The sequence below is a fragment of the Nocardia sputi genome (assembly GCF_023501985.1).
In genome coordinates, this window is record NZ_JAMFLC010000002.1 from 1 (window position 1) to 12,508 (window position 12,508).

The following is a 12,508-nucleotide window of genomic DNA, read 5'->3' on the forward strand; positions in this document are numbered from 1 at the left end:
GGACCTCTGGGGCGCCCGCACGCCGGACGCTGTGAAGCGCCCCGCCCCCGGGGGGGCGCGCCGCGATTCCTCAGGTGCGGGAAGCCGTTACGCGGCGCGGCTCTCCGAGGTGCGTACCTTCGTCGGGGTGGTGCGCTCTTCGGCGAAACCGGGACGTCCGGTGCCGATGAACGCGACCAGCCACGAGGCGACCGCGGCGAAGCGGTTGCGGAAGCCGACCAGGTAGAACAGGTGCACCGCGAGCCACATGAACCAGGCGATGACGCCACGGAAGGTGATGCGCTCGTTGAGCTTCGTCACCGCGCTGAACCGGCTGATCACCGCCATGCTGCCCTTGTCCCAGTAGGTGAAGGGGGTGCCGGGCTGCTTCTTGCGGCGGATGATGTCGGCGGCGTGCCTACCCTCCTGCATGGCCACCGGCGACTGGCCGGGGTAGCCGTTGAGCGAGGTCATGTCGCCGATGGCGTAGATGTCGGCGTACCCGCCGACGGTCAGGTCCGGGTTGATCAGCAGCCGGCCGGCCCGGTCGGTCGCCACGCCGGTGGCCTCGGCCAGGATCTTCGCGAATCCGCCCGCCTGCACGCCGGCCGACCAGACCACGGTCTCCGCCGCGATGCCGTGCTCGACGCCGTCGGTGTCCTTGACGGTGACCTTGCCGTGCTCGATGTCGGTGACGAACGTGCCGAGCAGCACGTCCACGCCGCTGCGGATCAGCGACTTCTTCGCGTACTCCGACAGCCCGCCGCCGAAGGGCGGGAGCACCTCACCCGCGCCCTCAACGAGCGTGACCGAGATCTCCTGGTGGAAATGCCGTTTCGCCAGTTCCTTCAGCTGACCCGCCACCTCGACGCCGGTCGCGCCCGCGCCGACCACGACGAAGCTCAACAGCCTGCGCCTGGTCTGCTCGTCGGCGCCCGCGGCTTCGGCGAAGACGCGCTCGATCTGGGCGCGCAGCCGCCGCGCGTCATCGATGGTTTTGAGCGAGAAGGTCTTCTCGGCGAAATCGTCCCGGCCGAAGTAGGACTGGCTGGCGCCGGTGGCCGCGATCAGCGAGCCGTAGCGGATGCGGTGGCGCATGCCCTCGTGCTCGTAGGTGACGATGGCCCGGTCGGGATCGATGTCGACCACCGTGCCCAGGCGCACGTCCGCCTCGCGATGGCGGCGCAGGATGCCCGCGATCGGCGGCGCGATCTCCTCCGATGTGAGCACACCCGTCGCTACCTGGTACAACAGCGGTTGGAACAGATGCTCGGGCGTGCTGGAGATCAGCACATAGTCCACCCCCGACTTGGCCAGCTGTTTGGCGGCGGCGAGCCCGCCGAACCCCGATCCGACAATGACGACACCCGCGGTTTCGATTCCCGCATCCACGTACTGCATGACAGCCTCCTTCTCTCATTACGAACCGCGATCCGGAGGGCGGATATTTCAGGTGTCTGGGCGCATAATTCAGATGACTCTTATCTTGATTCGTAATTAATAGGAGGCCGCTGTGGAACTTCGGCAGCTCACCTACTTCGTCGCGGTGTGCGAAGAGCTCAGCTTCAGCGGCGCCGCCGCGCGCTGCTTCATCTCGCAGTCGGCGATCAGCCATCAGATCTCCCGGCTGGAGCGCGACCTCGGCGTGCAACTATTCGAGCGCTCGACCCGCTCGGTGGTGCCGACCGACGCCACCGCCCGGCTACTTCCCCTCGCGAAACAAATGCTGAGCCTGGAATCAGCGATCCGCGCGGCCGTGCGGACCGTTGGTCCGCGCATCCGGCTGGCCGCGAACATGTCCTTCGCCACCCGCTCGCTGTCGGCGATCGCGGGGGCGCGCGCAGCGCACCCGGAGGCGGAGATCGAGTTCGTGATCAAACCCTTCCGTCAGCGCATCACCGCGGTGGCCGACGGCGACTGCGACCTCGCGTTGATCCGCGGCAGCGTCGACCAACCCGGGCTCGTGGTGGAGCAACTGTGGGTCGAGGATCTGGTGATCGCCACCTCCAGCGCGCATCCGCTGGCGACGAAGGACATGGTGACGCTGGCGGATCTGAGTTCGTATCCCCTGCTGCTGCCACCGGAGCAGGAACAGGTGTTGTTGCACACCGTGATTCGCAAAACGTTCGCCGAACTGCCCACCGGGCCCACGTTCGGGCCACCCATCCCCCCGGACCACACCGCGACGATGGAGCTGATCAACCGGCCCGACGCGTGGACCGTGCTCTACGCCGAGAGCGCCATCGAGGGCTTGGTCGCTTTGCGCTTGGCCGAGCCGAAGTTGCGCATCCCGGTGTCGGCGGTGCTGCGCGCCGACGCCCGGCGCTCACCGATCCTGGACACCCTGCTCACGGCGTTGCACCGCTGCTGACCGGATGGGGCGGGGTCGCGTCGGGCTGCTCTGAACCAGAACCGCAGGCATCGATGCCCGAGCGGTGGAGACGAGCGCGTCACACCGATCAGAGGCGCAGTTGTGTCGCCGCCAGCGCCGTGCCCTCGATGCGGACACGAATCTTGGCGAACGCGGTCTCCCGTGAGGTGGAGGTGTCGTCGGCGAACGGTGAGAACCCGCAGTCGTCACAGGTGCCCAATCGCTCGACGGGAAGGTATCGGGCGGCGAGCAGCACGCGGTCGCGCACTTGCTGCGGGGTCTCGACGACCGGGTCGATAGGGTCGGTGACGCCGATGAACACGCGCGCCGCGGCGGGCAGGTGCTCGGCGACCACGGCGAGCACCTTCTCCGGGTCCGGCTCGCCGGCGAACTGGAGATAGAACGCGCCGACCCGCAGTCGCAGCAGTTTGGGCAGCAGTTCGACGTAATCCACGTCCAGGCTGTGTGTGGAGTCCTGGTCGCCGCCCGGGCAGGTGTGCACGCCGATCCTGGCGCGCTCCTGGTCCGAGAATCGGTCCAGCACCAGGTTGTTCAACTCGATGAACTGATCGAGGACGCCTCCGCTGGGATCCAGCTTCAGCGACAGCCGCCCTTCGGTGAAGTCGAGCTGCACCAGGTGCGCGCCCGCGTCCAGGCAGCCGCGGATGTCGGCCTCGGCCGCGTCGGCGAGGTCGGCGAGGAACCGCTCACGGGGATAGCCTTCGATGCCGTCGGCCGGATACAGCAGGCTCAGCGCCGACGGCGCTATGACGGCTTGCTTCACCGGCACCGTGGCGTGCTGCTGGGCGGCGCGCAGATAGTCCACCGCATGGACGGCGTAGCGGAACGGTCCCGCGGTCAGGCGTGGCAGCTGCCGCTGGTGCCCGTCGGCGAACGGGATGATCGCCCCGTCCGGAGCCAGGTTGTCCAGCCCGGCGATGGGATAGGTGGCGAAGCTCGGCTTGCTCTGCTCACCGTCGGTGACGACGGGAGAGCCGAGTTCCTCCAAGCGGCGTATGGTCTCGGCAACCGCCCGCTGCTGGAGTTCGGCGAGCGCAGCGGCGTCGCCGGATCCGTCGGCCATGGCGGCCAGGAGGTCGTGCGGACGGGGGATGCTACCGATCGGTTCCGTGGGGATGCTCACCGGCCGAGTGTACGTCCGCAGGCTGTGCATCGACGTGAAACCGACTGCCGCCGAATCCTTTTCGCCCGCAGTCACGAGCGCCATACGCTAAACCTGGGACATTGCACCGATTTTGCGCCGACCTTTTCCGAACTACCCCAAAGACATGCGGATATCACCGCAGCCCCGAAGCTTCGGAACGCGAACGGCCCCGGACACGGAGTCCGGGGCCGTTCGACAGCGAGACCGATCAGCCCTTGTGCGACTTGACCGCTTCGGTCAGCTGGGGGGCGACGTTGAACAGGTCGCCCACGATGCCGTAGTCGGCGATCTCGAAGATCGGCGCCTCTTCGTCCTTGTTGACCGCGACGATGGTCTTCGAGGTCTGCATGCCCGCGCGGTGCTGGATCGCGCCGGAGATGCCGAGGGCGATGTACAGCTGCGGTGAGACCGTCTTACCGGTCTGGCCGACCTGGAACTGGCCCGGGTAGTAACCCGAGTCGACCGCGGCGCGCGAGGCGCCGACGGCCGCGCCGAGCGAGTCGGCCAGCGCCTCGACGACCGCGAAGTTGTCGGCGGAACCGACGCCGCGGCCACCGGAGACCACGATGCTCGCCTCGGTGAGTTCCGGACGGTCACCGGCCACGACCGGCTCGCGCGAGGTCACCTTGACCACGCCTTCTTCCTGCGCGGGCACCTCGACGGTCACCTTCTCGCCCGCACCGGCCTGCGCCGAGGCCTCGACGGCGCCGGGACGGACCGAGATCACCGGCACGTCGCCGGTGGCCTTGGCGTCGACGGTGAAGGCGCCACCGAAGATGGAGTGCACCGCGGTGCCGTCGGACTTGACCTCGATGACGTCGACCAGCAGGCCGGACCCGATGCGGGCGGCGAGGCGGCCCGACACCTCTTTGCCTTCGGCGGTGGCGGCGACGATGACCGCGGCGGGCGAGGCCGACTCGGTCAGCCCGGCCAGCACGTCGACCTTCGGGGTCACCAGGTAGTTGTCCACATCGTCGGACTCGGCGATGTAGATCTTCTCGGCGCCCGCGGCGGCCAGCGCGTCGGCCAGCTTCTCACCGGTGCCCGCGGTGCCGAGCACGACGGCGGCGGGCTCGCCGAGGGCGCGAGCGGCGGTGAGCAGTTCGGTGCTGACCTTCTTGATCGCACCGTCGGCGTGCTCCACGAGCACAAGTACTTCTGCCATTTGTGTTCTCTCCTAGGAAGTCTGCAGCGCTGCCGAGATCAGATGATCTTCTGGCCGATCAGGTACTGGGCGATCTTGGAGCCGCCGTCGCCTTCGTCCGCGATCTTCTCGCCCGCGGTGCGCGGGGGCTTCGGCGTGGCCGCGGTGACGGTGGTGCCCGCGTTCGCGACACCCACGGTCGACGGGTCGACGCCCAGATCGGCCAGCGTGAAGGTCTGCACTTCCTTCTTCTTCGCGGCCATGATGCCCTTGAACGACGGGAAGCGCGGCTCGTTGATCTTCTCGGTGACGCTGACGATGGCAGGCAGGCTGGCCTCCAGCTTGAACACGCCATCGTCGGTCTCGCGCTCGCCGGTGATCTTGTCACCGTCGACGGTCAGCTTGCGCAGGTGCGTCAGCTGCGGCAGGCCCAGGTACTCGGCGATGATCGCGGGCACGGCGCCCGCGCGACCGTCGGTGGCCTCGTTGCCCGCGATGACCAACTCGACACCTTCGACCTGGCCGAGCGCGCTGGCCAGCACCCACGCCGTCTGCACGGCGTCGGAACCGTGGATGGCCGGGTCGTTGATGTGGATGGCCTTGTCGGCGCCCATGGACAGCGCCTTGCGGATGGCCTCGGTGGCGCGGTCCGGACCGGCGGCCAGCACGGTGACCTCGCCGCCCTGAGCCTCCTTGATCAGCAGCGCCTCTTCGACGGCGCGCTCGTTGATCTCGTCGAGAACGGCGTCGGCGGCCTCGCGATCGAGGGTGTAGTCACCATCGGTGAGCTTGCGCTCGGACCAGGTGTCGGGAACCTGCTTGATGAGTACGACGATGTTCGGCATCGGTCTTCGTCGACCTCCTGTTCTGGGTACACGTATGTGGTGGCCGCACGAGCGGTGCCGTACGTCCGGGTGTTTTGTGGCTCAGGCCGTGAGATTACCCTACGTTAAGTTACTCGTGGGTAACTTAGTGGCTTCTCTCTCACCAACTGGGTACCACGCGTTACAGTCCGCCGATTCGGCGGGCCCGTCCCGGCCCCGCGAAGCCGCACATCGGGGCCGACCGGGTGGGGTGTTCCGTGCGGAGGCGGTGCCAGTAACGTCGGAGTGATGAGCGAGGCTGTGATCCCTGCCGCAGTGGGCGACCCGACCGGCATCACCGCGGACCCCGAGACGACCGTGGGCACCGCGGAACCGCTGCCGCTGACCGGCGAGCGCACCGTTCCCGGCATCGCCGAGGAGAACTACTGGTTCCGCAGGCACGAGATCGCCTACGCCCGCCTGCTGGACCGCTGCGCCGGAAAGACCGTGCTGGAGGCCGGCTCCGGAGAGGGCTACGGCGCCGACATGATCGCGGGCGTGGCCACCAAGGTGATCGGTGTCGACTACGACACCAGCGCCGTCGAGCACGTGCGCGCGCGCTACCCGCGCGTGGAGATGATCCAGGGCAACCTCGCCGAGCTGCCACTGGAGGACGCCTCGGTCGACGTCGTGGTGAACTTCCAGGTGATCGAGCACCTGTGGGACCAGTCGCAGTTCCTGCGGGAGTGCCTTCGCGTGCTGCGGCCCGGCGGCGAACTGCTGATCAGCACACCCAACCGGATCACCTTCTCCCCCGGTCGCGACACACCGCTCAACCCCTTCCACACCAGGGAACTGAACGCGGCCGAGCTGACCGAACTGCTGATCGACGCCGGTTTCGAAATCGCGCAGATGGTCGGCGTGCACCACGGGCCCGGCTTGAAAGCGTTGGACGCCAAGCACGGTGGATCGTTCATCGACGCGCAGATCGAGCGAGCGCTGGCCGGAGAACCCTGGCCCGCCGAACTGACCGCGGACGTCGCCGCCGTCACGATCGACGACTTCGCGCTGGTCGCCGCGGACATCGACGCGAGCTTGGATCTGGTCGCCATCGCGGTGAAGCCTTGACCGATCGCGGTACCGTGCCCGGCGGGCACGCGGCAAGCCCCGTGCCGGGCCAGTTCACCTTGGTCCTGCACTCCCACCTGCCCTGGCTGGCCCATCACGGCCGCTGGCCGGTCGGCGAGGAATGGCTCTACCAGTCCTGGGCCGCGTCCTACCTGCCCGTCGTCGAGGTCTTGCGAACCCTTGCCGCCGAAGGGCGTTCGCATCTGCTCAGTCTCGGCATCACTCCGGTGCTCGCGGCTCAGCTGGACGACCCGCACTGCCTGGCGGGTATGCACCACTGGCTGGGGAACTGGCAGCTGCGCGCCGACGAAGCGGCCATGGCGGGCAATGTCGCGCTGGGCAGGCACGAACACCGGCTCGCCGCAGCAGCCTTGGCCGAATTCGAGCGGCACTGGCGGCACGGCGCCGCGCCGGTATGGCGGGCGCTCATCGACGCGGAGACCATCGAACTGCTCGGCGGGCCGCTGGCCCATCCGTTCCAGCCGCTACTGGATCCGCGACTGCGGCAATTCCAGCTCACCGAGGGCCTGGCCGACGCGCGGCACCGCTGGGGTCGCACGCCGACCGGCATCTGGGCGCCGGAGTGCGGATACACCCCCGGCATGGAGGCCGGCTACGCCGCCGCGGGTGTGACGCATTTCATGGTCGACGGACCAGCCCTGCGCGGTGACACGACGCTCGGCCGCCCGGTGCGGGATTCCGATGTGGTCGCGTTCGGCCGGGATCTGCAGGTGAGTTACCGGGTCTGGTCACCGAAATCCGGTTATCCGGGCCACGGCGCCTACCGTGACTTTCATCACTACGACCACGCGACGGGTCTCAAACCCGCCCGGGTCACCGGCAAGACCGTCGCAGGTCCCGACAAAGCTCCCTACGATCCGGAACTGGCCGCGGCGGCCGTCGCCCGGGACGTGGAGGACTTCGTGCGCACCGTGCGGGAGCGGTTGGTCTCCGAGTCCGAGCGGATCGGGCGGCCCGCCTTGGTCGTCGCGGCGTTCGACACCGAACTGTTCGGCCACTGGTGGCACGAAGGCCCGCAATGGCTGGCACAGGTGCTGCGCGCGCTGCCGGAGGCGGGCGTCACCGTGGGCACCCTCGCCGACGCGCGGACACGCGGCTACCTGGGCGAACCGGTGCCGCTGGCCGACTCCTCCTGGGGCTCGGGCAAGGACTGGCGGGTGTGGGCGGGCGAGCAGGTGAGCGACCTGGTCGAGCTCAACGACGACATCGTCCGGTTGACCCTGGACACCGTCGACAAGATGCGCGCCGCGCAGGGCGGCGCGCCCGGGTTGCGCGACCACGTGGCCGACCAGCTGCTGCGTGAGGCGATCCTGACCGTCTCCAGCGACTGGGCGTTCATGGTCAGCAAGGACTCCGCGGCGGGTTACGCGCGCGACCGCGCACACCGCCACGCCCACGCGGTCCGGGAAATCGCCACGGCCGTCGGGGCGGGCCAACTCGCGAAAGCACGGCAGTTGGCGGCAGGATGGGGGGCAGCTGACGGACTCTTCCCCGGCGTGGACGCGCGACGACTCATCTCCGCGGGGTCCGTACCCAGCGTCACCGGGGCAGTATCCGCCGCCGCGCCAGGATCGGGCCCCGCCACCGCGGACCACGGACCGGACCCGGCGGACCCGGGCTCGGCCGCAGAAGGACTTGCATGAAGATTTTGATGGTGTCGTGGGAGTACCCGCCGGTCGTGGTGGGTGGGCTCGGCAGGCACGTGCATCACCTCGCCGTCGAGCTGGCCGCGGCGGGCCACGAGGTGGTCGTCCTGTCGCGACGTCCCTCCGGCACCGACGCCGCGACCCATCCCACGCACTCCTACATCGCCGACGGCGTGCTGGTGGTGGCGGTCGCGGAGGACCCGCCGGTGTTCGACTTCGGCGAGGACATGCTCGCCTGGACGCTGGCCATGGGCCACGCCATGGTGCGCGCGGGCGTCGCGCTCGGCAAGCCGGGCATCGGCGACGGCTGGACGCCCGACGTCGTGCACGCGCACGACTGGCTGGTCGCCCACCCCGGCATCGCCCTGGCCGAGTACTACGACGTGCCGCTGGTGTCGACCATCCATGCCACCGAGGCGGGGCGGCACAGCGGTTGGGTCGCGGGCAAGGTCAACAAGCAGGTGCACTCGGTGGAGTGGTGGCTCGCCAACGAATCCGACGCGCTGATCACCTGCTCGGCGTCCATGCAGGACGAGGTCGAGCGGCTCTACGGTCCGGAGCGGATCCCGATGACGGTGATCCGCAACGGAATCGACGTGAGCGCGTGGACGTTTCGTCCGCGCTCGCCGCGCAGCGGTCCGCCCCGGCTGCTGTACGTGGGCAGGCTCGAGTACGAGAAGGGCGTGCAGGACGCGATCGCCGCGCTGCCGCGCATCCGCCGCGCCCACCCCGGCACCACCCTGACCGTCGCGGGCGTCGGCACCCAGTTCGAGTGGTTGCGGGAGCGCGCCCGCGTGCACCGCGTCGCCCGCGCGGTGACCTTCGCCGGTCAGCTCGACCACGCCGAACTGCTCGGCTGGCTGCACGGCGCCGACGCGATCGTGCTGCCCAGCCGGTACGAACCCTTCGGCATCGTCGCGCTCGAGGCGGCCGCGGCGGGCACCCCGCTGATCACCTCGACGGCGGGCGGCCTGGGCGAGGCCGTGATCGACGGCGTCACCGGCGCCTCGTTCGCGCCCGCGGACGTCGACGGATTGGTCGAGGCGGTCCGCGCCACCCTCGACGACCCGGCCGCCGCGCAGCAGCGGGCCTACGCCGCCCGCGAACGGCTCACCGCCGATTTCGCGTGGGACGTGGTTGCCGCGGAAACCGCCCAGGTGTACCACTCGGCCAAGCGGCGGGTGCGCAATCCGCTCGGCCGGCCGACCATCGTGGAACGTCCGCTGCCGGAACGCGATCCGAAGTAGGGCCGCCCGGTCAGGCCGCGAGCTTCTTGACGATGCGCTCGACGGTGAGCCAGGTGCGGGTGGTGATGTCCTTGCCGTACGTCTTGTCCAGCCAGGCCATGAAGTCCGGCGTCTTGCCCGGCTCGCTGTTGTCGATGACCGCGAGGAAGGCGCGCGCTGCCTTGTCGTAGGCGACGATCCTGGTGAGCGGATCGGGTTGCTCGGGCAGTGTCGCCGGATGCTCGGCCGTGTCCTTGAGGAATGTGGCGATCAGATAGGTGCCGCGCCCGTGGGTCAGGCCGGGGAACGGGTCGCTGTCCAGCAGCGCGCGCAGTTCGTCGTGGCTGCGGATGATCGTGCCGCCGCCGATCCCGAGTTCGGCGGTCAGCGCCTGCTGGATACGCTCCTCCAACGCGGGCACGTCGGTCTCCGCGCTGCGGAACACGATGTTGCCGCTGGCCAGCACCGAACCGACTCCCTCGAATCCGAGCGCCTCGAATACCGCCCGCAACTTCGCGTTGCTCATGTTCGGGTTGCTCGGCGTGATCCCCCGCAGCAGGGCGGCATAGGCAGTCATAGCGCCGAACCTACTCGTCCGCACCGACGAATCCAGGGCTTCACCGAGCAGGTCCCACCGGCTCGGATGCCAGGGTGAGTCACCTCGCTGCGCGACTCGTCCGGCTGTTTCGCCGTCAGGCGGTCTGTGTGGCGCCGTTCTTCTTGCGCGCGATGTCCTCCAGCGCGGCGAAGTACTTGGCGCGCTCTTCAGCGCCCGCCTCCCAGGCCGCCTTGCGGTTCTTGACCACCTTGGCCGGTGCGCCGACGGCGATGCTGTAGTCCGGGATCTCGCCTTTGACCACGGCGTGCGCGCCGAGTACGCAGCCGCGGCCGACGCGGGTCTCGCGCAGCACGGTCACCTTGGCGGCGATCCAGGTGTCGGGACCGATGCGGACCGGGCTCTTCACGATGCCCTGGTCCTTGATCGGCACGGTGATGTCGTCCATCTTGTGGTCGAAGTCGCAGATGTAGCACCAGTCGGCCACCAGGGTCGAGTCCCCGATCTCGATGTCGAGGTAGGTGTTGACGACGTTGTCCTTGCCGAACACCACCTTGTCGCCGATGCGCAGCGAACCCTCGTGGCAGCGGATCGCGTTGCCGTCGCCGATGTGCACCCAGCGGCCGATCTCCATGCGGCTCAGCTCCGGCGTCGCATGGATCTCCACGCGGCGGCCGAGGAACACCATGCCGCGCAGCACGATGTGCGGGTTGGCCAGGCGGAATTTGAGCAGCCGGTAGTAGCGCACCAGATACCAGGGCGTGTACGCCCGATTCGCGAGCACCCAGCGCAGCGACGCCAGCGTCAGAAAACGCGCCTGCTGCGGATCCCGGCGGCGCGATCCCCGCCAGCGCGAGCGCAACGGTGCGCCCCACATGCTCGTCACGAACGGTTCTCCTGTCGTGGTCCTACGGCCGTCGCCCGCCTCGCGGCGACGGATAGAGCCTATCGCCCACGACGAGCACCGTGACGAGCACCCGCGACGACAACGCCGGGACGCGTTCACCCGCGCACGGGCCTCCCGTACAGTGACTCGTACGCCGGAGACGGCGACGGCGAACGCCAACGACGACAGGAGTGCGGCAGGTGCGAAGCGGCGGCGTACTGGCTACTTCCATGTGGCGACCGTCCCGGAAACGTGCCCCGGTCGTGCTGGCCGTGCTGGTTACGGTCGGTGCGCTGGCATCGACCGGTTGCGGCACCGATTACGACGACATCACCGTCGGCTCCGGCAAGGGCTGGACCGCCGCCTACCACGACGGCCGCAACAGCGGCACCAGTCCGGTCACCGGATCGCAAAAGATCGAGCTGAGCTGGTCGCGGCCGGTCGGCGGGCCGATCGCCCAGCCGATCACGCTGGGGCCCGACAGTCAGCTGTTCGTCACCACGCAACTGCCGAACTGTTCGATCTTCTCCTTCCAGATGGCCACCGGTCGCAAGCGGTTCTGCAATGCCTTGGGCTCGAGCGCGATCTCGGCGCCGTCCGCGGTCGACGGGATGACCAACGTCTACGTCGGCGACGACAGCAGGGTGATCTCGTTCAACTACCTGGGGCAGCCGCGATGGGCCACGCCCGTTGCCGGAACGCCGGTCTCGGTGCAGTTCACCGGTGACGGAAAGCTGCTGACGGTCACGCAATCCGGCCAGGTCGACGTGCTGTCGCGGCAGACCGGCGATCGAATGGTGCCGACCGTGCAACTGCTCGGCGAGCCGGACTTCCTCGCCCACGCCAACCTCGGCTGGCCTGCCGCAGGTCAGGGACTGGACGACTGCGCCGCCGGAGGGCCGCAGTGCCCCGTCGCGAACATCTCCCCGATCGACACCGCGAGCGGCCGTTTCTATGTGACGTTGTGGCAGCCGGGTCGGCCGTCCGGGGCGGTGGTCGCGCTGCGCTATGCCGATGGCAAGGTCGAGCGGGAGTGGAGCGCCGAACTGCTGCAGCGCGGCAGCGCGACCAGCCCGGCCCTGTCCGCCGACGGCGGCACCCTCTACGTCGGCGACAACAGCAATCGGCTGATCGCCCTCGATACCGCCGACGGGCGGACCAAGTGGGTCCACCAGTTGGAGTGGGCGCCGCGCGGCGGCATCTCGGTATCCGGCGACGGCCTGATCATCCCGTCCGGCGACGACGGCTACCTGCTCGGGCTGCGGGACAACGGCGACGCGGTTGAAACTGTTTGGGAGCGAAAAGATCTCGCGCTGCGCGGGCCTGCGGCGCAGACAGCGGGCGACACCGGATACGCCGCCGCGGCGATCGGAGACGGCCTGAATCTCGTCACCTTCGACACGCAGACCGGAGCCACCATCGACTCCGACGTCCTGCCGGGCGCGAAGGGGACCGTCACGGGCACGTCGGTGGGCGCGAAGGGCGAGGTCGTGGTCGCCACCCGGATCGGCGAGATCTTCGCGTTCGAACCGGAGTAGAGTCACCTCGAACTTGTCGTGTTCCGGTTCGAGCGGGGGGAACTA

At 69.0% G+C, this 12,508-nt stretch carries 11 protein-coding genes; 5 read left to right on the top strand and 6 right to left on the bottom strand.

The features are described from left to right. Positions 1 to 87: 87 nt before the first annotated feature. Positions 88 to 1,380: an NAD(P)/FAD-dependent oxidoreductase gene (locus M8859_RS02575; protein ID WP_159920376.1), complete on the bottom strand. Its 1,293-nt coding sequence runs from the start codon at positions 1,378 to 1,380 to the stop codon at positions 88 to 90. Between the two features lie 112 nt (positions 1,381 to 1,492). Between M8859_RS02575 and M8859_RS02580 the strand changes: the two genes are divergently transcribed. Further along, positions 1,493 to 2,350, top strand: a complete 858-nt coding sequence (locus M8859_RS02580; protein ID WP_223512355.1) for a LysR family transcriptional regulator — start codon at positions 1,493 to 1,495, stop codon at positions 2,348 to 2,350. A gap of 88 nt (positions 2,351 to 2,438) precedes the next feature. On the opposite strand, the gene M8859_RS02585 is transcribed toward M8859_RS02580, so the two are convergent. From M8859_RS02585 to M8859_RS02595, 3 genes are all read right to left on the bottom strand, one after another. Beyond that, a complete protein-coding gene (locus M8859_RS02585; protein ID WP_249643700.1) occupies positions 2,439 to 3,494 on the bottom strand; it encodes a cobalamin-independent methionine synthase II family protein in 1,056 nt (351 codons plus the stop codon). A gap of 229 nt (positions 3,495 to 3,723) precedes the next feature. Continuing rightward, positions 3,724 to 4,680, bottom strand: coding sequence for an electron transfer flavoprotein subunit alpha/FixB family protein (locus M8859_RS02590; RefSeq protein ID WP_195069328.1), 957 nt, complete (start codon positions 4,678 to 4,680; stop codon positions 3,724 to 3,726). Positions 4,681 to 4,718: 38 nt separating this feature from the next. Beyond that, the gene (locus M8859_RS02595) at positions 4,719 to 5,504 is read right to left on the bottom strand and encodes an electron transfer flavoprotein subunit beta/FixA family protein (protein WP_159920384.1); all 786 of its coding nucleotides are present in this window, start codon (positions 5,502 to 5,504) and stop codon (positions 4,719 to 4,721) included. Positions 5,505 to 5,771: 267 nt separating this feature from the next. On the opposite strand from M8859_RS02595, the gene M8859_RS02600 reads away from it, so the two are divergent. Genes M8859_RS02600 through M8859_RS02610 form a run of 3 tightly spaced genes read left to right on the top strand, consistent with a single transcriptional unit; the run spans position 5,772 to position 9,504 of the window. After that, on the top strand, positions 5,772 to 6,590 hold the full coding sequence (locus tag M8859_RS02600) for a class I SAM-dependent methyltransferase (protein ID WP_195138983.1): 819 nt from the start codon (positions 5,772 to 5,774) through the stop codon (positions 6,588 to 6,590). Then, positions 6,587 to 8,254, top strand: a complete 1,668-nt coding sequence (locus M8859_RS02605; RefSeq protein ID WP_249643701.1) for a 1,4-alpha-glucan branching protein domain-containing protein — start codon at positions 6,587 to 6,589, stop codon at positions 8,252 to 8,254. Before M8859_RS02600 ends, M8859_RS02605 begins: the two co-directional genes overlap by 4 nt. Continuing rightward, positions 8,251 to 9,504: a glycosyltransferase family 4 protein gene (locus tag M8859_RS02610; protein ID WP_159920386.1), complete on the top strand. Its 1,254-nt coding sequence runs from the start codon at positions 8,251 to 8,253 to the stop codon at positions 9,502 to 9,504. The genes M8859_RS02605 and M8859_RS02610 overlap by 4 nt, the downstream gene beginning before the upstream one ends. Before the next feature lie 10 nt (positions 9,505 to 9,514). On the opposite strand, the gene M8859_RS02615 is transcribed toward M8859_RS02610, so the two are convergent. Beyond that, positions 9,515 to 10,060, bottom strand: a complete 546-nt coding sequence (locus M8859_RS02615; protein WP_159920388.1) for a DUF1697 domain-containing protein — start codon at positions 10,058 to 10,060, stop codon at positions 9,515 to 9,517. 115 nt (positions 10,061 to 10,175) lie between these two features. Then, positions 10,176 to 10,925: an acyltransferase gene (locus tag M8859_RS02620; RefSeq protein ID WP_159920390.1), complete on the bottom strand. Its 750-nt coding sequence runs from the start codon at positions 10,923 to 10,925 to the stop codon at positions 10,176 to 10,178. A gap of 230 nt (positions 10,926 to 11,155) precedes the next feature. Between M8859_RS02620 and M8859_RS02625 the strand changes: the two genes are divergently transcribed. After that, entirely contained in the window at positions 11,156 to 12,463 is a 1,308-nt protein-coding gene (locus M8859_RS02625) for an outer membrane protein assembly factor BamB family protein (RefSeq protein ID WP_195138982.1), read from the top strand. Positions 12,464 to 12,508 lie beyond the last annotated feature (45 nt).

Bases quoted from the DNA above. Each gene is read 5' to 3' on its own strand.
- M8859_RS02575 (WP_159920376.1), bottom strand. From the start codon at position 1,380: ATGCAGTACGTGGATGCGGGAATCGAAACCGCGGGTGTCGTCATTGTC.
- M8859_RS02590 (WP_195069328.1), bottom strand. From the start codon at position 4,680: ATGGCAGAAGTACTTGTGCTCGTGGAGCACGCCGACGGTGCGATCAAG.
- M8859_RS02595 (WP_159920384.1), bottom strand. From the start codon at position 5,504: ATGCCGAACATCGTCGTACTCATCAAGCAGGTTCCCGACACCTGGTCC.
- M8859_RS02600 (WP_195138983.1), top strand. From the start codon at position 5,772: ATGAGCGAGGCTGTGATCCCTGCCGCAGTGGGCGACCCGACCGGCATC.
- M8859_RS02610 (WP_159920386.1), top strand. From the start codon at position 8,251: ATGAAGATTTTGATGGTGTCGTGGGAGTACCCGCCGGTCGTGGTGGGT.
- M8859_RS02615 (WP_159920388.1), bottom strand. From the start codon at position 10,060: ATGACTGCCTATGCCGCCCTGCTGCGGGGGATCACGCCGAGCAACCCG.
- M8859_RS02625 (WP_195138982.1), top strand. From the start codon at position 11,156: ATGTGGCGACCGTCCCGGAAACGTGCCCCGGTCGTGCTGGCCGTGCTG.